Origin of the sequence: Microvirga solisilvae (genome assembly GCF_022808595.1) — a bacterium.
GTDB lineage: Bacteria > Pseudomonadota > Alphaproteobacteria > Rhizobiales > Beijerinckiaceae > Microvirga > Microvirga solisilvae.
This window is the reverse complement of the sequence record NZ_JAKUCN010000005.1, coordinates 86,607-105,687: the sequence shown is the minus strand read 5'-3', so window position 1 is coordinate 105,687 and position 19,081 is coordinate 86,607. Positions and strand designations below refer to the sequence as shown.

The window sequence follows — 19,081 nt, the reverse complement described above, 5'->3', positions numbered from 1 at the left end:
CTCTCGGCTCTGCATGAATGCCATTGTGAAAGTCGTTCGCGTCATAGCCCGTCGTTCCTCGTGAACCACGAGGCGGAGGCCGCTCGTGGCGCTTTAGCCTTTGATCACGCGGGGCAAGCTGCTCGTCTCAAATCACCGCGGCCTTGAGGCGGTGTTGAGCGCCTCAGGACAGGGACCTTTTTATACGGGCCGGATTTTATGTCAACCGAAGTGTTCTGTAAAAAGAACAGTGCAGCTATGCTCAGTACGCACGGGCGATGCAGAAATCGACCGTCTCCAGCAGGGCCTGCTTCATCGGGCTCGACGGGAAGAGGGCGAGCGCATCGCGGGCCATGGATCCGTAATGGCGCGCACGCTCGACAGTATCCTCCAGCGCCTTGTGGCGGCGCATGATGGCGATCGCCTGTTCGAGATCGCCGTCCTGGATGTCGCCCTGTTCGAGCACGCGCTTCCAGAAGGCGCGCTCCTCGTCCGTGCCGCGGCGGAAGGAGAGAACCACGGGCAGCGTGATCTTTCCTTCGCGGAAATCGTCGCCCACGTTCTTGCCCAGCGTCGCGGCCTTGCCGCCGTAATCGAGCGCGTCGTCGATGAGCTGGAAGGCGATGCCGAGATTCATGCCGTAGGAGCGGCAGGCGGTCTGCTCGGCCTTCGGGCGGTTGGCGATGACGGGGCCGACCTCGCAGGCGGCGGCGAAGAGTTCCGCCGTCTTGCCGCGAATGACCGCGAGATATTCGTCTTCCGTAGTCTCGGTATTCTTGGCGGCGGCGAGCTGCATCACCTCGCCCTCGGCGATGATGGTCGCGGCGGCGGAAAGAATGTCGAGGGCACGCATCGAGCCCACTTCCACCATCATGCGGAAGGCCTGGCCGAGCAGGAAATCGCCCACGAGCACGCTTGCCTCGTTGCCCCACTTGATGCGGGCGGCGATCTTGCCCCGGCGCATGTCGCTCTCGTCCACCACGTCGTCGTGGAGGAGGGTGGCCGTGTGCATGAATTCGACGGCGGCCGCGAGCTTCACGTGCCCGTCGCCCTCATATTCGGAGAGACCGGCGGTGGCCAGCGTCAGCATGGGGCGCAGGCGCTTCCCGCCTGAGGAGATGAGGTGGTTCGCCACCTCGGGAATCATCGTCACCTCGGATCCCGTGCGCGACAGGATCATCGCATTGACCCGCTGCATATCGCCGGCCACAAGGGAGACGAGCTTCTCGATGCTCGCATTCTTCTCGGGATGCTTCTCTTCGAAGGGAACGACGACGCCCACGTGTTGAAACCCGGGTTGCCGGCTGTCATGGCCGGTAGGAATATTGATTACCGTGGCATGGCATTTTCCATGCTGCAATGCAAACGCTTGCCGCTAAGGAAGGTTGTCAGCCGATGGTCGAAATCGTCCGCACCAACGATCTCGTTCTGGTCGGCTTCCTACAATCCTTATTGGAGGACGCCAATATCCACGTTCTGGTGGCGGACGCCCATGTCAGCGCCATCGAGGGCATGATCGGAGCCTTTCCCAGGCGCATTCTGGTGCCCGACGACGATGTGCAGGAAGCCCGTCAGCTCATCCGGGATGCGGGCCTCGAGGCCGAGTTGCGTCATGAATGAGATCACGAAAGATTGTCTGCTCGGCGGGCGTGTCTCCCTCGTCCAGCCCGCCAAGGGGCATCGCGCCGGTACGGATGCGGTGCTGCTCGCGGCTGCCGCGCCAGTGAAGCCCGGCGACAAAGTGCTCGACATCGGCGCAGCCACCGGCGCGGTGGGGCTCATGGTGGCAGCAAGGGTCGCGGGCGTGAACTTGGGTTTCGTGGAGCGCGATCCCGGTCTAGCCGAACTCTGCCGCCTGAACTGCCGGGAGAACGAGATCGAGGCCGATATTTTCGTGGCCGACCTCCTGGACAAGGCCTCCCGCCATGAGGCGGGCCTGCGCCCGGAGAGCGTCGACGTGGTTCTAACGAATCCTCCCTTTCTGGAAGAAGGACAGGCGCGAATCTCGCCTGATCAGGGGAAGGCGGCTGCCCATGCCCTGCCGTCGGGCGGGCTGGAGGCTTGGTTGAAGGCCTGCGTGAACCTGCTCAGGCCCAAGGGGCAATTCGTGCTGATTCACCGGGCCGATAAAGTGGCCGAATGCCTTGCGGGGCTCGATGGCCGGTTGGGAGGCATCGGCCTGCGTTCCGTGCACCCCAGTGCCGACAAGCCGGCCATCCGCGTCCTGATTTCGGGCATCAAGGGCAGCCGGGCTCCTTTGAGCATCTTGCCGCCGCTCATCCTCAACGGTCCGGATGGGCGCTTCACGCCTCAGGCCGAGGCGCTGCATCTCGGAGAGGCCGATCTCCTATGAAAAAGGGCGCCAGAGGCGCCCTTGCTCTTGTTACCAGCGTGCAGGCCTGCGGACAGTGCGGCAGACCTCGACCGGACGGCGGACCCAGCCGTAGTTGGTCCAGACCCGGCGCGGCTCGGTCCAGCAGCGGCGGACCGTGCGGACCGGGCGGTAGACCGGGGCAGGGCGGTAATAGCGGCGGTCATAACGATGCGGACGACCGTATTCATGGCGTACGACGACGGGGCCGGCATGGTATTCGACGGCCGGACGGCGGTAACCGTAATAGGGCTGGGCCTCGGCAGGCGCGGACGACAGGGCGCCCAGGCCAAGGGTGGCGAAACCGAGAAGACCGATCAGCAGCTTACGCATGTCATTTTCTCCTTGTACCCGCTCATAGAGGGCTTGAGGCGGGGCATGGCTGGATGTTGTCCATGCTGAATCTTTAAACGGGCTTAACTGAACGAAGGCCGAAACTTTCCCTAACGGTATGTTCATCTTGGGAGCCGTTGCCTTGGGAACCCTGGCCGCCCGCACTACATGAAGGCCATGGCTCAGACATCTCTCCTCTCCCTCCTTCCGGCCCGCCTTCAGTTCCTCCTCCCCAGCCGTTACCGCACGTATCGGAAACCCATCGTGCCTGTGATGCGGCTGGCAGGCGCCATCGGGGCCGTCACGCCGTTCCGCTCTGGCCTCGCCATGTCGAACGTGGCGTCCATGCTGGATCGGGCCTTCTCCGTGCCCGGCGCCAAGGCGGTGGCCATCGTCGTCAATTCGCCCGGCGGGTCGGCGGCCCAGTCGCACCTGATCTTCAAGCGCATCCGCGCGCTCTCGGAGGAGAAGAAGATCCCGGTCCTCGCCTTCGTGGAAGATGCGGCGGCCTCGGGCGGCTACATGATCGCGTGCGCGGCGGACGAGATTTATGCCGATCCGGCCTCCATTGTCGGTTCCATCGGCGTGGTGTCGGCGAGTTTCGGGTTCCAGGAGCTGATTAACCGGATCGGTGTGGAGCGGCGTGTCCACACGGCAGGCGAGAACAAGGCGATGCTCGACCCGTTCCGGCCGGAAAACCCGGAGGACGTGGCACGCCTGAAGAGCCTACAGCGCAGGATTCACGAGGTCTTCGTGGATCTGGTGAAGACCCGCCGGGGGGAAAAGCTCAACGATTCCTATGAGGATCTCTTCTCCGGCACCTTCTGGGTGGGGGCTGAGGCCCTGGATCTCGGCCTCATCGACGGCCTTGGCGATGTCCGTTCCATCATTCGCCAGCGCTTCGGCGAGGACGTGCAGTTCCGCATGATCGAGCCCGCCCGTCCGCCGCTGATCGCCCGCCTCATCGGCCGCCGCGCCGTGACCGGGGGCGGCCTCATCGACCCCGCCGAGGTGGTGGGGGCGCTGGAGGAGAAGGCGGCCTGGGCGCGGCTGGGGCTGTAAGCACCCCGCGCTTGACTTAGACAGCCCGTCATCCCAAGGGTTCGGCTGACATTTTCATCAAGACCGGACGCCATTCATGACGAGCGAACCCGCGCACATGAACCCTGCGCGCTCTTTCCAGGGCCTGATTCTCACGCTCCAGCGCTATTGGGCGGAGCAGGGCTGCGTCATCCTGCAGCCCTACGACATGGAAATGGGCGCGGGCACCTTCCACCCGGCGACGACGCTGCGGGCGCTCGGCCCCAAGCCCTGGCGCGCGGCCTATGTGCAGCCATCCCGCCGTCCGAAGGACGGGCGCTACGGCGAGAACCCGAACCGCCTTCAGCACTATTACCAGTTCCAGGTGATCCTGAAGCCGAACCCGCCGAACCTGCAGGAACTCTATCTCGGCTCGCTGAAGGCCATCGGCATCGACACCGGCGTGCATGACATCCGCTTCGTCGAGGACGATTGGGAAAGCCCGACGCTGGGCGCCTGGGGGCTCGGCTGGGAATGCTGGTGCGACGGCATGGAAGTGTCGCAGTTCACCTACTTCCAGCAGGTGGCGGGTTTCGAGTGCTCGCCGGTCGCGGGCGAGTTGACCTACGGACTTGAGCGTCTCGCCATGTATCTGCAGGGGGTGGAGTCGATCTACGATCTCAACTTCAACGGCCTCGAAGGTGACCGGAAGGTCACCTATGCGCAGGTGTTCCAGCAGGCCGAGCAGGAATATTCGCGCCACAATTTCGAACATGCCGACACGGAAATGCTGTTCCGCCATTTCCGCGACGCGGAAGCCGCGTGCCGCAAATATCTCGAAGCGGGCGAGCCGAAAGAGGGCTCCAATGACAGCCGTCACCTCATGGCGCTGCCGGCCTATGACCAGTGCATCAAGGCCAGCCACATGTTCAACCTGCTCGACTCGCGCGGCGTGATCTCCGTCACCGAGCGTCAGAGCTACATCCTGCGCGTTCGCGAACTGGCGAAAGCCTGCGGCGCGGCATGGCTGAAGACCGAGGGCGGGGGCATGGCTGCTTAAAAGCCACGCACTCACCCGTTCCCTCAACACTCAGATTTCATACTCCCATGCCCGATCTTCTCCTTGAACTCTTTTCCGAAGAAATTCCCGCCCGCATGCAGCGCCGTGCGGCGGAGGATTTGAAGAAGCTTGTCACCGATGCGCTGGTGGAGCGCGGCTTCCTTTATGAGGGCGCGCAGGCTTTCGCCACGCCGCGCCGTCTCGCGCTCACCATCATGGGCTTGCCCGTGAAGGGCCAGGACGTGCGTGAGGAGCGCAAAGGTCCGCGCGTGGGCTCGCCCGATGCGGCGATCCAGGGCTTCCTGAAAGGCGCAGGCCTCACCTCGCTCGATCAGGCGAAGATCGAAAGCGATCCGAAGAAGGGCGAGTTCTATGTCGCCCTTATCGAGAAGCCGGGCCGCGCGACGACGGATGTGCTCGCCGAGATCCTGCCGCAGATCATCAAGGCATTCCCGTGGCCGAAATCCATGCGCTGGGGTGCTGCTTCCGCGGAAGCCGGTTCCTTGCGCTGGGTGCGTCCGCTGCAATCGATCCTCTGCACCTTCGGCCCTGAGACCGAAGATCCGGAAATCGTGCGCTTCGATGTCGACGGCATCGCGTCCAGCGATGTCACCTATGGCCACCGCTTCCTCGCGCCGGGCGAAATCCGCGTGAAGCGTTTTGATGATTATGCGCCTGCTCTGGAGCGCGCGAAAGTCGTGCTCGATGCGGATCGCCGCAAGGACATGATCCTGCACGACGCGAAGGACCTAGCCTTCGCGCAAGGCCTCGAACTCGTCGAGGATGAAGGTCTGCTCGAAGAAGTCGCCGGCCTCGTGGAATGGCCCGTGGTGCTCATGGGCTCCTTCGACGAAGCCTTCCTAGACATTCCGCCGGAAGTGATCCGCACCACCATCCGCGCGAACCAGAAATGCTTCGTACTGCGCGATCCGAAGACGGGCGGTCTCGCCAACAAGTTCCTGCTCACCTCGAACCTCATCGCGAGCGATGGCGGCAAGACGATTGTCAGCGGCAATGAGCGCGTGGTGCGCGCGCGCCTCTCCGACGCCAAGTTCTTCTGGGAGACGGACCAGAAGGTGAAGCTGGAAGAGCGTCTCGAGAAGCTGAAGAACATCGTCTTCCACGAGAAGCTCGGCACGCAATACGAACGCGTGGAACGTATCGCGGCGCTCGCAAAAGAGTTGGCACCCATCGTCGGTGCAGATGCTGCTCTTGCTGAGCGCGCGGCACGTCTCGCCAAGGCCGATCTCGTCACCGAAATGGTCGGAGAGTTCCCCGAGCTGCAGGGCCTCATGGGGCGTTACTACGCGACGTTGCAGGGTGAGAACCCGTCAGTCGCCGCCGCCATCGAAGAACACTACAAGCCGCTCGGTCCCTCCGACCGCGTGCCGACCGATCCTGTCTCGGTCGCCGTGGCGCTCGCCGATAAGATCGACACGCTCGTGGGCTTCTGGGCGATTGATGAGAAGCCGACGGGATCGAAGGACCCTTACGCACTGCGCCGTGCGGCGTTGGGTGTGATCAGGTTGGTGATTGATAACAATTTGCGCCTGAAGATTTCTGAGCCAGCGTTCTATGCAAGCGCGATGCATCAGTATGTCAGCTATCTCCGCTCTCGCCTAAGTGAGCTGGAGGACATCGAGACTATCGCTGAGAAGATGCGCAGTGAAGAGCTGGAGGAAGCTGCCATAAAGTTTGGCGGCGGAACGAAGGCGATCGAGCTTGAGGATGCGAGAGAATTCTTCGGTAATAGGGACCTTGGGGTTGATCTCCTCTCCTTCTTCGCCGACCGCCTGAAAGTCTACCTCCGCGATCAGGGCGCGCGTCACGATCTCATCGATGCCGTGTTCGCGCTTGAAGGCCAGGATGACCTGCTCATGATCGTCCGCCGCGTTGAAGCGCTCGGCCGCTTCCTCGATACGGAGGACGGGGCGAACCTGCTCGCGGGCTATCGCCGCGCTGCCAATATCCTGCGCATCGAGGAGAAGAAGGACGGGCGCGCCTATAACGAGGCGCCCGATCTCGAAATCGTGAATGCCCAGGGGCAGATCGAGGAGAAGGCCCTCGCGGTCGTTCTCAACGGCGCTAAGGAAGAAGCGCAAAAGGCCGTCGAAGCGGAAGATTTCGAGGGCGCGATGCGGGCTTTGTCCCGTCTGCGGCAGCCCGTGGACGCGTTTTTCGACAAGGTCACGGTCAATGCGGAGGATCCGGTTCTCCGCGAGAACCGCCTGCGGCTCCTCAACAGCATCCGCGAGGCGACCCGTACGGTGGCCGATTTCTCCCGGATCGAAGGGTAATAGAGTTAATTCCCATTAAGGTGTTGCACGAGGGGCACAGCCAAAGGCCCCTCGTGGCTCTAGGTAGTCGGCAACACCTTTTTCGGTAGATTCTCCATGATCCGTCGCCTGCTTCTCGGCGCAGCTCTTTGCGCCTCTCTCACCGCTTGCCAAACCGCCCAGCAGCCCGCGCCCATCGAGGCCGCGGCCACCGAGGATGCCGCTTGGTATATCGGCTCCATGCCCGACAAGCCGTTCGATGTTCCGCTCGTCGATCGAAGCCGCATGGACGCGAAATACGCCCGTCAGACGGTGAATTACGAGGGTCCTGAAAAGCCCGGCTCCATCGTGGTCGATATCGACGACCGCATGCTCTATCTCGTGCAGCCCGACAAGAAGGCGATCCGCTACGGCGTCGGCGTCGGCAAGCAGGGCTTCTCCTGGAAGGGTGTGGCATCCGTCGGCCGCAAGGGCGTGTGGCCGTCCTGGCGCCCCACCAAGACCATGAAGGGCATCAACCCAGATCTGCCGGAGCACCGCGAGGCCGGTCTCGACAATCCGCTCGGCGCGCGCGCGCTCTATCTCTACCAAAACGGCGCGGACATTCTCTTCCGCATCCACGGCACCAACGAGCCCTGGAGCATCGGCGAGCAGCTCTCTTCCGGCTGCGTGCGCATGCTCAACGAAGACGTGGTCGATCTCTACGAGCGCGTTCCCGTCGGCACCACGGTCTACGTGAAGCGCAACGGGCGTTATCGCGTCTAAGTTCACCGTGAAGGATTGAGAACGATGCTGGGCGCTCTTTTCAGAACGGCCGGCATCGTTTTGTTTTATGCCATCGTCTCGGGCGCGGCGTCCTGGGTCGCTGCCGATTGGGCTCCGCGCCTCATCGATACATGCTCGGGACCTGCTGTCGATTGCGGCTTCACGCGGGGGTTGGAGGCCGTTCTCGTCTACCATCCGCTGTTCTGGTTCATCACCTTTGCGTTGCTGCTGGCGACGCGAAAGGGCACGCTGCTTCCCGTATTCGAGACACGCTGGATCTACCTGATCGCACCTGTGATCTTCCTCGCGGTTTTTGCCGTCTACTTCGTGTTCTTCGTTCTCTGAAAACCAGCCGCATGACCGTCGATCTTCTCGGGCTTCTCGCCGTTACGCTCATCTATGCCGCGATCAGCGGATCGGCTGCCTGGAACGGCGCCGAAATCCTCGGCCAATACGGCGTGTTCGGTTCGGGCGCGCATAGCGGGAAGGAGCTTGGCATCATCTTCATCGGCTTCCCGGTGCTCTGGGCTTCGTTCTTTGCCTTGCTCTTTGCCGTCCACGGCCTGCAATTCGGTTTCCTGCTGCAAGGCTGGTGGGGCTATGCCTATCCCGCCGGCGCCTTCATCGTCATCGGCGCGGCTTTCTTTGCCTGGCTGCTGACCCGCCGCTAAGGCGATCTGCCAGGGCTACCCCCTCCGAATTGACTAGTCTTTTGGGCCGTTTTGTAACGAAGGAACCTTGGCTGTTCAGCTTGCGTTTGGGCTCTACATGCTTCAAGCCAACACCTGCCTGCAGCAGGACGTTCACGAGCCAAGGGGTCTAGCGATGACGCAGTGGGTTTACACCTTCGGAGACGGTAAGGCCGAGGGCCAGGCGGGGATGAAGAACCTGCTCGGCGGCAAGGGCGCCAACCTCGCCGAGATGTCCAATCTGGGACTGCCGGTTCCCCCGGGCTTCACCATCACCACGGAAGTCTGCACCTATTACTACGACCATGGCCGCGCCTATCCGCAGGAGTTGAAAGCCCAGGTCGAGAATGCTCTTCAGTTCGTGGGCAAGCTCACGGGCCGCACCTTCGGCGATGCCGCTAATCCGCTTCTCGTTTCCGTCCGCTCCGGCGCGCGCGCGTCGATGCCCGGCATGATGGACACGGTGCTCAATCTCGGCCTCAACGACGTGACCGTCGAGGCGCTGGCCAAGGGCGCTGGCGACGAGCGCTTTGCCTATGATTCCTATCGCCGCTTCATCACCATGTATTCCAACGTGGTGCTCGATATCGGCCACCATCATTTCGAGGAAGTGCTCGACGAGTACAAGGACCGTAAAGGCTATACCCTCGACACGGATATGACGGCGCAGGACTGGAAGGCCATTCTGCCGCGCTACAAGGATCTCGTGCAGAAGGAACTCGGCAAGCCGTTCCCGCAGGATCCGCAGGAGCAGCTATGGGGCGCCATCGGCGCCGTGTTCGGATCGTGGATGAACAGCCGCGCGATCAAGTATCGCGAGCTGCATTCCATCCCCGCGAGCTGGGGCACGGCGGTGAACGTTCAGGCCATGGTGTTCGGCAATATGGGCGAGACTTCCGCCACCGGCGTCGCCTTCACCCGCAATCCCTCGACAGGCGAGAAGCTGCTTTACGGCGAATTCCTCATCAACGCACAGGGCGAAGACGTGGTGGCGGGCATCCGCACGCCGCAGGACATCACGGAAGCAGCCCGCATCGCATCCGGCTCCGATAAGCCGTCCATGGAAAACGCGATGCCGCAGGCTTATGCCGAGCTGGTGCGCATCTACGGCATTCTCGAGAAGCACTACCGTGACATGCAGGACATGGAATTCACGGTGGAGAAGGGCAAGCTCTGGATGCTTCAGACCCGCAACGGCAAGCGCACCGCGAAGGCTGCGCTCCGCATCGCGGTTGAGCTGGCATCCGAGGGCCTGATCACGCAGGAAGAGGCGATCACCCGCGTCGAGCCCGCGGCTCTCGATCAGCTTTTGCACCCGACCATCGATCCGAAGGCCGAGCGCAAGATCATCGCATCGGGCCTGCCCGCATCGCCGGGCGCGGCGAGCGGAGAGATCGTGTTCAATTCGGACGATGCGGAAGCTGCGAAGAAGGCAGGCCGCAAGGTCATTCTCGTGCGCGTCGAAACATCGCCGGAAGACATTCACGGCATGCATGCGGCTGAAGGCATTCTGACCACGCGCGGTGGCATGACCTCGCACGCCGCCGTGGTGGCGCGTGGCATGGGCAAGCCCTGCGTGTCGGGTGCTGGCTCGATCCGCGTCGATTACGCCGCGCAGACCATGACTGTCGCAGGCCAGGTGCTGAAGAAGGGCGACGTGCTTACCATCGACGGCTCGAACGGCCAGGTGCTGCTCGGCCAGGTGAAGATGCTGGAGCCGGAGCTCTCCGGCGAGTTCGCAACGCTCATGGGTTGGGCCGACAAGGTACGCCGCATGAAGGTGCGCGCCAATGCGGAAACACCGCTCGATGCGAAGACCGCGCGCACTTTCGGCGCGGAGGGCATCGGCCTTTGCCGCACGGAGCACATGTTCTTCGAGGGCGACCGCATCATCGCGGTGCGCGAGATGATCCTTTCCGATGACGAGGCCGGACGTCGCGCAGCGCTTGCGAAGCTGCTGCCGATGCAGCGCAAGGACTTCGTCGAGCTGTTCACGATCATGAGCGGGCTTCCCGTCACGATCCGCCTGCTCGATCCCCCGCTGCACGAGTTCCTGCCGCATTCGGAAGAAGAGATGGCGGATGTGGCGAAGGCCATGAACGCCTCCGTCGACAAGTTGAAGCGCCGTGCGGCTGAACTGCACGAGTTCAACCCGATGCTCGGCTTCCGCGGCTGCCGTCTCGCCGTGGCTTATCCTGAAATCGCCGAAATGCAGGCGCGCGCCATCTTCGAGGCAGCGGTGGAAGCGGGCCGCAGCACTGGCAAGCCTGTCGTGCCGGAGGTGATGGTCCCGCTCGTGATGACCAAGGCGGAACTCGATCTCGTGAAGGACCGCATCGTCGCCATGGCGGATGCGGTATCCAAGGAAAGCGGCGTAAAGGTCGATTATCAGGTCGGCACGATGATCGAACTGCCGCGCGCGGCTCTTCGTGCCGGCGAAATCGCGGAATCGGCGGAGTTCTTCTCCTTCGGCACCAACGACCTCACGCAGACGACGCTCGGCATCTCGCGCGACGACGCGGCTTCGTTCCTCGGCCCGTATACGCAGAAAGGCCTGCTGCCTGCGGATCCGTTCGTCACCATCGACCAGGAGGGCGTGGGCGAATTGGTGAAGCTCGCGGCCGAGCGCGGTAAGAAGACGCGTTCGGACATCAAGCTCGGCATCTGCGGCGAGCATGGCGGTGATCCGGCTTCGATCCATTTCTGCCAGTCGGTTGGACTCGACTACGTGTCCTGCTCGCCGTATCGCGTGCCGATCGCGCGTCTCGCGGCGGCGCAGGCGGCGTTGGGCAACAAGGCAGCGAGCCAGGCGTAATGACTTTGTCGCGTGTGAAACTTCTCTATATCAGCGCGGTGCTGGTTGCCGGTGTCGTCATTGGCTTCCTCGTGCGGGCCAAGCCCGAATGGCAGCAATTGGCTGTCCCGCCTGCCGCGTGGCCCTTCGCCGTGTCTCTCGTGATCGATCTTGTCATCGGGCAATTGGCGGCTCAGGGCCGGACCGAGCCGCTCACCATGGGCGACCGCTTCGTCGCTGTGATCGGCGCGGGCATCATCGTGACGCTGATGACAGCGCTATAAGGGGACAATGATGGCTCTGCACAAAGGCTCGTGCCATTGCGGCAAGGTGACGTTCGAAGTGGAAGCCGATCTCTCGCAGGTGATCGAGTGCAACTGCTCGATCTGCCGCAAGAAGGGTTATCTGCTCGCTTTCGCTCCGCGTGAGGCGCTGAAGGTGAGCGGCGAGGAGAACCTCTCCACCTACACCTTCAACACGCATACGATCCGCCATCGCTTCTGCGCCCATTGCGGGACGGCCACCTTCGGCGAAGGTCAGCCGCCGGGCCAGCAGCCAGACAAGCCGCCGATGGCTGCGATCAACGTGCGTTGCCTGGAAGGGGTGGAATTGTCTGAGTTGAAGACCGTGCCCTTCAACGGGCGGGATCGGTAAGAGCTAGGCTCTCCCAAACGTCATCCCGGACGGCGTAGCCGAGCCGGGATCGCGTGACGAGAATGGCGCCTTATGCTGCCAACGATCCCGGGTTCTGCTGCGCAGCCCCGGGATGACGTGTGTCGATCAGAACCTCATACCATCGCCGCATTCGACCGGCGCAGCCCCATGATCTGAAGCTCCGCATACATCAGCACCACGAGCGCCTGCATGATCACGAAGGCATAGCCTGCCGTGGTGGGCGAGACCCATCCGCTGACGAGCAGCAGCAGGCTGTCTGCGGTCCAGGCGATGTTGCCGATGATGACGCCCCAGATCAGCGCCTTGGGCATCTCGCCGCGCAGGCTGAGCCAGGCGAGCAGGGCGACGTAGGGCAAAAGCACCAGGCCTGCGCCGCGCAGCAAACCTTCCGGCAATCCGAGCAGGCGGCTCAAGGGATCGGCTGCAAGCAGCATCAACAGGCCGAAAGCGCCGCTCGTGGTGGCGTCGGCCAGCAGGGCTTGGCGAAGAAGCGGGGAGGGGTGGATCGTTGTCATGGCAGGCTCCTTTCAAGGCTGTCGGGCATCCCGAACGGCTTGGAGGATCACGCAACGAGGGAAGGCCGTCGATTACCTCCGAGGTCATGGAATAAGAGCCTGGCTCGCGCTATGGTCCCGGCCCATGAAACCGATGAAGACCCCAAGCCCCGTGCATTTCGGCGATTACTTGCGCGAATGGCGCCAGCGCCGTCGCATGAGCCAGATGGATCTCGCCCTCGAGGCCGAGATTTCCACGCGGCATCTGAGCTTTCTTGAAACGGGCCGCTCGCAGCCGAGCCGGGACATGGTGCAGCTTCTCTCGGAGAAGCTCGACATGCCGCTTCGCGAGCGCAACGTGATGCTGGCCTCGGCCGGGTTCGCACCGGTTTATTCCGAACGCTCCCTCGACGATCCGTCCTTGCGCAGCATGCGCGAGGCCATCGACCTCGTGCTCAAAGGCCATGAGCCTTATCCTGCTCTTGCCGTCGACAGGCATTGGTCGCTGGTCGCCGCCAACGAGGCGCTGCTGGCGCTGATGCAGGGCGTCGATCAGGCTTTGCTCAAGCCGCCCGTGAACGTGCTGCGATTGAGCGTTCATCCCGCAGGTCTGGCGCGACGCATCGCGAACTTCTCCGAATGGCGCGATCACCTCATCGCGCGCCTGCATCATCAGGTGAATGTCACGGGCGATGCGGTTCTCTCCGCGCTCATCGAGGAACTGCGTGCCTATCCGATTCCGGATGCCGCGCGGCGCACGCTCCATTCCAAGCCGCATCATGCCGACCTCGTCGTGCCGCTGCAGCTGACGATGGAGGAGGGCGTGCTCACTTTCTTCAGCACGACGACGGTCTTCGGCACGCCCGTCGATGTGACACTCTCGGAACTCGCCATTGAGGCCTTCTTCCCCGCCGATGCGGAGACGGCGGACGCCTTGAGGCGCATGGCCGAGAAGCGTCAGGCTGCCGCAGGCGTCTGACGGATAAAAGGCTTCGTCTTAACCAGCCATCAACCTTAACCCCCGATAACCATAAGGAACGGCGGCCTTTTGTTCGAGGCTGCTCTGGTTGAGTGGGTGTTCGCGTGCGTCTTCGGAATCGTCGCTCTCAGGTGAGATGGATCTGCGCCACAACGGCGCCCTGGGCGCTGGCGACCGGCCTGCTGATCTCGTTTACCGCCTCCGCCAGCAACGATCCGCAGGCCGGTATGAGCTTCGCCGCGCCGAGCCCCGTCGCGCGCCTGACCCAGACCGATCTTGTTCCCCCTATCGGCATGTCCATCGCAGGCGGCCGTCTCGATCTCGACCGCGACGTCCTGCGCTTCCTGCCGCGCTACGACCTGCCCGACGACATGGCCAATGCCGTGCCGCCCAAGGCTGATCGTAAGGCAGGGGCGGGCGACATCTATTCGGAGGTCGACCGCTCGGGCAAGGGCGATCCCCTTGTTGCGCCTCATGTCACGCTTTCCCTGCGCGCCAAGCAGCTGCGTCCGGATCTTGCGCGGGCCTCGGGCGCGCGCCTTCTCTTCGGCCAGGACGAGCGCCTTCTGCCGCCCACCGTTCTCATGGAGGGCCAGCTTGAAGCCTTCGAGACGGAGCAGAGTTTCGAGCCGTCGGAGATGCCTGAATTCACCACCACGCGGCAGGCCGTGTCGGTGCAGTCGCCCACTGCCGCCGCTGCCGGTTCCACCGGCGCCGCGGCAAGCCTGACGACCCCCATCGTAAAGCGCGCCACCGCGCTCTCCTCCACGACGCCCGCTCCGATGGAAGCTACACCCATCGAGATCGCCGCCGCGCCCGTCTCGCTGCAATCGCCGCGCCTCGACAAGGGCGACCATGGCACGAGCCTCCTGCCGAATACGGATGGCGAAGCGCCACGCTATGCTGACCTGATTGATCCCGACAACATGAGCAAGGAACAGCGCTGCCTGGCGGAGGCTGTCTATTTCGAGGCGCGCAGCGAGCCGGAAGAAGGGCAGGCCGCCGTGGCGCAGGTGGTGCTCAACCGCGTGAAGAGCGGGCTCTATCCGTCCTCCATCTGCGGTGTGGTTTATCAGAACCGCCACCGCCATCTCGCCTGCCAGTTCACCTTCGCCTGCGAAGGCAAGGCCCTGCGCACGAACGACACCGTGTCCTGGGAACGCGCCAAGCGCGTGGCGAGCGCCGTGCTCGAGGGCAAGACCTATCTCGCCGAGGTGGGTGGCGCGACGCACTATCACGCCAATTACGTCCGCCCCTATTGGGCGCGTCGCCTGAAGAAGATGGACGTGATCGGCCGCCATATCTTCTACAAGCTCAAGCCCGGCCAGACCTGATCGGAAGCGCGGGCCGGGGAGGCCCGCGACCCATCACAACCCCTCATACCAAAGCCAAGAAACTTTCAATATTGCGGATGCGGAACTTCCGTTAGTATCCGCCCTCCGATTTGCCGTCTGAGGCCGCACTCATGTCCGCACCCTCCACCCAAGCCCGCGTCTCGCCGCAGCTCATCGTTCTGGCGGGCTGCCTGATCGCGCTGATCACCTTCGGGCCTCGCGCCTCGGTGGGCCTGTTCCAGATCCCGATGACCACGGAATTCGGCTGGGGGCGTGATACGTTCAGCTTGGCCATTGCCTTCCAGAACTTGCTCTGGGGTCTCGGCCAGCCCTTCGCGGGCGCGGTGGCGGATCGGTTCGGAGCCTTCAAGGTGCTGTGCGCCGGTGCGCTGCTCTATGCCATCGGCCTCGTGGTGATGGCCAATGCATCGACGCCTGGCATCCTCCATCTCGGCGCGGGCGTGCTGATCGGCTTCGGCCTCTCCGGCTGCTCGTTCAACCTTGTGCTCGGCGCCTTCGGCAAGCTGTTGCCGGAGAAGTGGCGTCCCATGGCCTTCGGTGCGGGCACAGCGGCAGGCTCCTTCGGCCAGTTCCTCTTCCCGCCTATCGGAAACGCGCTCATCGATTCCTTCGGCTGGCATCAGGCGCTCGTGATCTTCGCGGGCTCCGTGCTTATCGTCATGCCGCTCGCGCTGGCGCTTGCGACGCGTCCCAATGCAGGCGGGGCCGCCAGCGCGGCCAATGTGCCGAACCAATCCATCAAGCAGGCGCTGACGGAAGCGTTCCAGCATCGCTCCTATGTGCTGCTGGTGCTGGGCTTCTTCACCTGCGGCTTCCAGCTCGCCTTCATCACCGCGCATCTTCCGGCTTACTTGAAGGATGCAGGCCTCTCGGCTGCCGTCGGCGGCTGGACGCTTGCCGTGATCGGTCTGGCCAACGCCTTCGGCTCGCTCGGCTCCGGCTGGCTCTCCACGCGCATGTCGAAGCGCTGGCTGCTGGCCTGGATCTATTTCGGCCGCTCGATCGCGATTGCAGCCTTCATCCTGCTGCCGGCTTCGCCCGTCACGTCGATTGCCTTCGGCATCTCCATCGGCCTGCTGTGGCTCTCCACCGTGCCGCCCACATCATCGCTCGTGATGCTGATGTTCGGCACGCGCTACATGGCCATGCTCTACGGCTTCGCCTTCTTCTCGCATCAGGTCGGCGGCTTCCTCGGCGTGTGGCTCGGCGGCGTGCTGTACGAGATCTACGGCAATTACTCGCTGGTCTGGTGGTTCTCGGTCGCGCTCGGCATCGCCTCGGCGCTCATCAACCTGCCGATCAAGGAGCGCCCGGTGGAGCGCGGCCCCGCGCTGCAGCCTGCGGAATAAGGGTCGTAGGAACATCACTATAAGCCTCACCCTGAGGAGCGTAGCGTCTCGAAGGGTGAGGCGTCTCCAGTCTGCACTGGATCCTCCTTCGAGACGGCGCTCCGCGCCTCCTCAGGATGAGGGCTGAGATAGAGATTGCCTCGTCCGAAGGGATAAGCCTCTCGACCTTGCCCTGATCCTTCCCCGCGCCAACAATCGGCATGAGGGAGGATCATGCACATGGCATCATTCAAAGCGCTCGTCATCGACAAGAGCGATGCAGGACAGAACGTCGAGTTTCGCGACTTCGACGAGACCGATCTCATGGACGGCGACGTCACGGTGCGCGTGTCGCACTCGACGTTGAACTACAAGGATGGTCTTGCGCTGACCGGCAAAGCGCCTGTGGTGCGGCGCTTTCCGATGATCCCCGGCGTCGATCTCGTCGGTGTTGTCGAGACGTCCTCTCATTCCGAGTTCAAGCCCGGCGATGCGGTGATCCTCAATGGCTGGGGCCTGGGCGAGACGCATCTCGGCGCCTATGCCGAGAAGGTGCGCGTGAAGGGCGATTGGCTGATCCCGCTGCCGTCGGGGTTGAGCCCGCATCAGGCTATGGCCATCGGTACGGCGGGCTACACCGCGATGCTCTGCCTGATGGCGCTCGAAAAGCACGGGCTCACGCCCGAGCGCGGCCCTGCCGTCGTCACGGGCGCTGTCGGCGGCGTCGGTTCCGTCGCCGTGACGTTGCTCGCGCGGGCCGGCTGGCATGTGATCGCCTCAACGGGGCGACCCGAAGAGGCGGATTATCTCAAAGGTCTCGGCGCTGCGGAAATTCTCGACCGCAGCGAACTCACGGGCGCGGTTCGTCCGCTCGGCAAGGAGCGCTGGGCGGCAGGCGTCGATACGGTGGGCTCAGTACCGCTCGCCAACGTGATCGCCATGACGAAATACGGCGGTGCAATCGCGGCCTGCGGTTTGGCGGCGGGCATGGATCTGCCCTCGACCGTTGCACCCTTCATCCTGCGCAACGTGGCGCTGCTCGGTGTCGATTCGGTGATGGCGCCCAAAGCGCTGCGCATCGAGGCTTGGAACAGGCTGGCGCACGAACTCGACCACGGGAAGCTTGCGGCCATGACCTCCACCATTCCTCTCGCCGAGGTGATGGAGGCGGGACGCAAGATCGTCGAGGGTCAGATCAAGGGGCGTGTCGTCGTCGCCATAGCCTGATCGGCAGGCTTCTTGCCGTTGCCTTCGATCCAGCGGCGCTGCTTGGCGATCTCTGCGGCCATGAAATCCATGAAGGCGCGCACGCGCGCCGATTGGCGCAGGTCCGGATGGGTGAGAAGCCACAGGCCGGCGGAGAAATCCGGGTTCACGTCCGACAGCCGCACGAGGTTGGGGCTCGCATCCGCGATGAAACAGGGCAGGGGGCCGATGCCGAGACCGGCCTCCACGGCTTCCGCGAGGCCGAGCACCGTGTTGACCTTGTAGACGATGTTCTCTGGCGCCACGCGGTCGCGCACGAAGCGGGCGGCTTTCAGAGCAGCGAGGTTATCGCCGAGTGCCACCCAATGGCGGTTGTAGAGTTCGGGTGAATTGAAATCGACCGGCTCATGCTGGTCGGGGAAGTCTTCCAAGCGTCCGTATATCGCCCAGGCGATGGTGGCGACGCGGCGTCCGACGAGCGTTTCCGGCGGATCGTCGGTGGCGCGGATCGCTACGTCCGCATCGCGCTTCGAGAGGTTCAGCGCCTGGTTGGCGAGCACCACGTCGAGGCGCATTTCGGGATTGCTCTTCACGAAGCGCGAGAAAAGATGCGTGAGCAGGTGGACGAGGAGTGTGTCGTTCGTCGTCACCCGCAATTCACCGGCAGGCGCCACCGCCTGGCCCGCGAGCTTACGGGTGAACGAGGTGACGTTCTCTTCCATCTGCTCGGCAAGCGCCGACATCTCCTCGCCTGCGGGCGTGAGCACATAGCCGGTGCGGTGCCGCTCGAAGATCTTGACGCCGAGGTTCTCCTCCATCTGGCCGAGACGGCGGAAGACCGTGGAGTGGTTGACGCCCAGACGTTCGGCCGCACCCGCGAGGCCGCTGGCCTCGGCGATGATCTTCACGAGCTTGAAATCGTCCCAGTCGAGCTGTTGTTGCTTCGCCATGTGTCTAGGCCATGTCTCTTGCATCGGTGCAATGGAACCCCTGCATGTCTAGCACTGGTTTTGCAAGCAGGAAAGCTTATCCTAACTGCGTCACACAGTTGCAGAGCGGCCAAGCCATGGCCAGGACCCAAGCCTAGCCTGGAATCCCGCCTGTTTGCTCTCATTCATTGGTATTGGAGATACACATGGCCAAGGTTCTTGTGCTGTATTACTCGTCCTGGGGACATATCGAGCAGATGGCTTATGCAGCCGCCGAGGGCGCGCGCGAGGCCGGCGCCGAGGTGGTCGTGAAGCGCGTGCCGGAGCTGGTGCCCGACGAGATCGCCAAGGCCGCTCATTACAAGACCGACCAGAAAGCTCCCATCGCCACGGTCGAGGAGCTGCCGGAATACGACGCCATCATCTTCGGCACGCCGACCCGCTATGGCACCATGACGGCCCAGATGAAGAACTTCCTCGACCAGACCGGCGGCCTGTGGGCCCAAGGCAAGCTCATCGGCAAGGTGGGTTCGGTCTTCACCTCCACCGCCACTCAGCACGGCGGCCAGGAAGCCACGATCCTCACCACGCTGCCCGTGCTCCTGCACCACGGCATGGTGGTCGTCGGACTGCCTTACTCCTTCCAGGGCCAGATGGGCGTCGACCAGATCCGTGGCGGCTCGCCCTATGGCGCGTCCACCATCGCCGCCGGCGACGGCTCGCGCCAGCCGAGCGAGATCGATCTCGACGGCGCCCGCTTCCAGGGCAAGCATGTGGCGCAGATCGCCGCGAAGCTCGCGGGCAAGTAAGCTGCTTTTAAGCGGAGCG

Annotated in this window: 20 protein-coding genes; 16 read left to right on the top strand and 4 right to left on the bottom strand. The window is 63.5% G+C overall.

Features of this window, described 5'->3' with window-relative positions:
* Nucleotides 1-241: 241 nt before the first annotated feature.
* Nucleotides 242-1,261 (bottom strand): polyprenyl synthetase family protein, encoded by a 1,020-nt coding sequence (locus MJ639_RS11810; RefSeq protein WP_243372433.1) that lies wholly within the window; start codon nucleotides 1,259-1,261, stop codon nucleotides 242-244.
* A 113-nt stretch (nucleotides 1,262-1,374) separates the two neighbouring features.
* On the opposite strand from MJ639_RS11810, the gene MJ639_RS11805 reads away from it, so the two are divergent.
* Nucleotides 1,375-1,599: a putative signal transducing protein gene (locus MJ639_RS11805; RefSeq protein WP_243372431.1), complete on the top strand. Its 225-nt coding sequence runs from the start codon at nucleotides 1,375-1,377 to the stop codon at nucleotides 1,597-1,599.
* Nucleotides 1,592-2,332: a tRNA1(Val) (adenine(37)-N6)-methyltransferase gene (locus MJ639_RS11800; protein ID WP_243372429.1), complete on the top strand. Its 741-nt coding sequence runs from the start codon at nucleotides 1,592-1,594 to the stop codon at nucleotides 2,330-2,332. The genes MJ639_RS11805 and MJ639_RS11800 overlap by 8 nt, the downstream gene beginning before the upstream one ends.
* A 30-nt stretch (nucleotides 2,333-2,362) precedes the next feature.
* Here MJ639_RS11800 and MJ639_RS11795 read toward each other — a convergent pair whose 3' ends face one another.
* Nucleotides 2,363-2,683 (bottom strand): hypothetical protein, encoded by a 321-nt coding sequence (locus MJ639_RS11795; RefSeq protein WP_243372413.1) that lies wholly within the window; start codon nucleotides 2,681-2,683, stop codon nucleotides 2,363-2,365.
* A 177-nt stretch (nucleotides 2,684-2,860) separates the two neighbouring features.
* Here MJ639_RS11795 and MJ639_RS11790 point away from each other — a divergent pair, with 177 nt between their 5' ends.
* From MJ639_RS11790 to MJ639_RS11750, 9 genes are all read left to right on the top strand, one after another.
* Entirely contained in the window at nucleotides 2,861-3,745 is an 885-nt protein-coding gene (locus tag MJ639_RS11790; protein ID WP_243372411.1) for a S49 family peptidase, read from the top strand.
* Nucleotides 3,746-3,821: 76 nt separating this feature from the next.
* Nucleotides 3,822-4,763 (top strand): glycine--tRNA ligase subunit alpha, encoded by a 942-nt coding sequence (locus MJ639_RS11785; RefSeq protein WP_243372402.1) that lies wholly within the window; start codon nucleotides 3,822-3,824, stop codon nucleotides 4,761-4,763.
* Between the two features lie 47 nt (nucleotides 4,764-4,810).
* On the top strand, nucleotides 4,811-7,060 hold the full coding sequence (gene glyS, locus MJ639_RS11780; RefSeq protein ID WP_243372394.1) for a glycine--tRNA ligase subunit beta: 2,250 nt from the start codon (nucleotides 4,811-4,813) through the stop codon (nucleotides 7,058-7,060).
* Nucleotides 7,061-7,156: 96 nt separating this feature from the next.
* Nucleotides 7,157-7,804 carry a L,D-transpeptidase gene (locus MJ639_RS11775; RefSeq protein WP_243372384.1) on the top strand — a complete coding sequence of 216 codons (648 nt, stop codon included), beginning with the start codon at nucleotides 7,157-7,159 and terminating at the stop codon, nucleotides 7,802-7,804.
* Nucleotides 7,805-7,828: 24 nt separating this feature from the next.
* Complete coding sequence (locus MJ639_RS11770) at nucleotides 7,829-8,149, top strand: hypothetical protein (RefSeq protein WP_243372382.1); 321 nt, start codon at nucleotides 7,829-7,831, stop codon at nucleotides 8,147-8,149.
* Between the two features lie 11 nt (nucleotides 8,150-8,160).
* A complete protein-coding gene (locus MJ639_RS11765) occupies nucleotides 8,161-8,475 on the top strand; it encodes a hypothetical protein (RefSeq protein WP_243372380.1) in 315 nt (104 codons plus the stop codon).
* A 154-nt stretch (nucleotides 8,476-8,629) separates the two neighbouring features.
* Entirely contained in the window at nucleotides 8,630-11,308 is a 2,679-nt protein-coding gene (gene ppdK / locus MJ639_RS11760) for a pyruvate, phosphate dikinase (RefSeq protein WP_243372378.1), read from the top strand.
* Nucleotides 11,308-11,571, top strand: a complete 264-nt coding sequence (locus tag MJ639_RS11755) for a hypothetical protein (RefSeq protein WP_243372376.1) — start codon at nucleotides 11,308-11,310, stop codon at nucleotides 11,569-11,571. Before ppdK ends, MJ639_RS11755 begins: the two co-directional genes overlap by 1 nt.
* A gap of 10 nt (nucleotides 11,572-11,581) precedes the next feature.
* Nucleotides 11,582-11,941, top strand: coding sequence for a GFA family protein (locus MJ639_RS11750; protein WP_243373238.1), 360 nt, complete (start codon nucleotides 11,582-11,584; stop codon nucleotides 11,939-11,941).
* 134 nt (nucleotides 11,942-12,075) lie between these two features.
* Here MJ639_RS11750 and MJ639_RS11745 read toward each other — a convergent pair whose 3' ends face one another.
* Nucleotides 12,076-12,477, bottom strand: a complete 402-nt coding sequence (locus tag MJ639_RS11745) for a hypothetical protein (RefSeq protein WP_243372374.1) — start codon at nucleotides 12,475-12,477, stop codon at nucleotides 12,076-12,078.
* Between the two features lie 133 nt (nucleotides 12,478-12,610).
* Between MJ639_RS11745 and MJ639_RS11740 the strand changes: the two genes are divergently transcribed.
* From MJ639_RS11740 to acuI, 4 genes are all read left to right on the top strand, one after another.
* Nucleotides 12,611-13,435 carry a helix-turn-helix domain-containing protein gene (locus MJ639_RS11740; RefSeq protein ID WP_243372373.1) on the top strand — a complete coding sequence of 275 codons (825 nt, stop codon included), beginning with the start codon at nucleotides 12,611-12,613 and terminating at the stop codon, nucleotides 13,433-13,435.
* Between the two features lie 104 nt (nucleotides 13,436-13,539).
* The gene (locus MJ639_RS11735) at nucleotides 13,540-14,769 is read left to right on the top strand and encodes a cell wall hydrolase (RefSeq protein WP_243372370.1); all 1,230 of its coding nucleotides are present in this window, start codon (nucleotides 13,540-13,542) and stop codon (nucleotides 14,767-14,769) included.
* Nucleotides 14,770-14,900: 131 nt separating this feature from the next.
* Nucleotides 14,901-16,139: an MFS transporter gene (locus MJ639_RS11730; protein WP_243372368.1), complete on the top strand. Its 1,239-nt coding sequence runs from the start codon at nucleotides 14,901-14,903 to the stop codon at nucleotides 16,137-16,139.
* Between the two features lie 219 nt (nucleotides 16,140-16,358).
* On the top strand, nucleotides 16,359-17,345 hold the full coding sequence (acuI, locus tag MJ639_RS11725) for an acrylyl-CoA reductase (NADPH) (protein ID WP_243372351.1): 987 nt from the start codon (nucleotides 16,359-16,361) through the stop codon (nucleotides 17,343-17,345).
* Here acuI and MJ639_RS11720 read toward each other — a convergent pair.
* Nucleotides 17,309-18,274, bottom strand: coding sequence for a LysR family transcriptional regulator (locus MJ639_RS11720; protein ID WP_243372349.1), 966 nt, complete (start codon nucleotides 18,272-18,274; stop codon nucleotides 17,309-17,311). The two genes, acuI and MJ639_RS11720, sit on opposite strands and share 37 nt — an antisense overlap.
* Nucleotides 18,275-18,459: 185 nt before the next feature.
* Here MJ639_RS11720 and wrbA point away from each other — a divergent pair, with 185 nt between their 5' ends.
* Nucleotides 18,460-19,062, top strand: a complete 603-nt coding sequence (wrbA, locus tag MJ639_RS11715) for an NAD(P)H:quinone oxidoreductase (protein WP_243372332.1) — start codon at nucleotides 18,460-18,462, stop codon at nucleotides 19,060-19,062.
* Nucleotides 19,063-19,081: the final 19 nt, after the last annotated feature.

What these genes read in the sequence shown, in the direction of transcription:
- MJ639_RS11755 (WP_243372376.1), top strand. Translation starts at nt 11,308, where the DNA reads ATGACTTTGTCGCGTGTGAAACTTCTCTATATCAGCGCGGTGCTGGTT.
- MJ639_RS11800 (WP_243372429.1), top strand. Translation starts at nt 1,592, where the DNA reads ATGAATGAGATCACGAAAGATTGTCTGCTCGGCGGGCGTGTCTCCCTC.
- MJ639_RS11740 (WP_243372373.1), top strand. Translation starts at nt 12,611, where the DNA reads ATGAAGACCCCAAGCCCCGTGCATTTCGGCGATTACTTGCGCGAATGG.
- wrbA (WP_243372332.1), top strand. Translation starts at nt 18,460, where the DNA reads ATGGCCAAGGTTCTTGTGCTGTATTACTCGTCCTGGGGACATATCGAG.
- acuI (WP_243372351.1), top strand. Translation starts at nt 16,359, where the DNA reads ATGGCATCATTCAAAGCGCTCGTCATCGACAAGAGCGATGCAGGACAG.
- MJ639_RS11730 (WP_243372368.1), top strand. Translation starts at nt 14,901, where the DNA reads ATGTCCGCACCCTCCACCCAAGCCCGCGTCTCGCCGCAGCTCATCGTT.
- glyS (WP_243372394.1), top strand. Translation starts at nt 4,811, where the DNA reads ATGCCCGATCTTCTCCTTGAACTCTTTTCCGAAGAAATTCCCGCCCGC.
- MJ639_RS11750 (WP_243373238.1), top strand. Translation starts at nt 11,582, where the DNA reads ATGGCTCTGCACAAAGGCTCGTGCCATTGCGGCAAGGTGACGTTCGAA.
- MJ639_RS11765 (WP_243372380.1), top strand. Translation starts at nt 8,161, where the DNA reads ATGACCGTCGATCTTCTCGGGCTTCTCGCCGTTACGCTCATCTATGCC.
- MJ639_RS11770 (WP_243372382.1), top strand. Translation starts at nt 7,829, where the DNA reads ATGCTGGGCGCTCTTTTCAGAACGGCCGGCATCGTTTTGTTTTATGCC.
- ppdK (WP_243372378.1), top strand. Translation starts at nt 8,630, where the DNA reads ATGACGCAGTGGGTTTACACCTTCGGAGACGGTAAGGCCGAGGGCCAG.
- MJ639_RS11785 (WP_243372402.1), top strand. Translation starts at nt 3,822, where the DNA reads ATGACGAGCGAACCCGCGCACATGAACCCTGCGCGCTCTTTCCAGGGC.
- MJ639_RS11775 (WP_243372384.1), top strand. Translation starts at nt 7,157, where the DNA reads ATGATCCGTCGCCTGCTTCTCGGCGCAGCTCTTTGCGCCTCTCTCACC.
- MJ639_RS11790 (WP_243372411.1), top strand. Translation starts at nt 2,861, where the DNA reads ATGGCTCAGACATCTCTCCTCTCCCTCCTTCCGGCCCGCCTTCAGTTC.
- MJ639_RS11720 (WP_243372349.1), bottom strand. Translation starts at nt 18,274, where the DNA reads ATGGCGAAGCAACAACAGCTCGACTGGGACGATTTCAAGCTCGTGAAG.
- MJ639_RS11795 (WP_243372413.1), bottom strand. Translation starts at nt 2,683, where the DNA reads ATGCGTAAGCTGCTGATCGGTCTTCTCGGTTTCGCCACCCTTGGCCTG.
- MJ639_RS11805 (WP_243372431.1), top strand. Translation starts at nt 1,375, where the DNA reads ATGGTCGAAATCGTCCGCACCAACGATCTCGTTCTGGTCGGCTTCCTA.
- MJ639_RS11745 (WP_243372374.1), bottom strand. Translation starts at nt 12,477, where the DNA reads ATGACAACGATCCACCCCTCCCCGCTTCTTCGCCAAGCCCTGCTGGCC.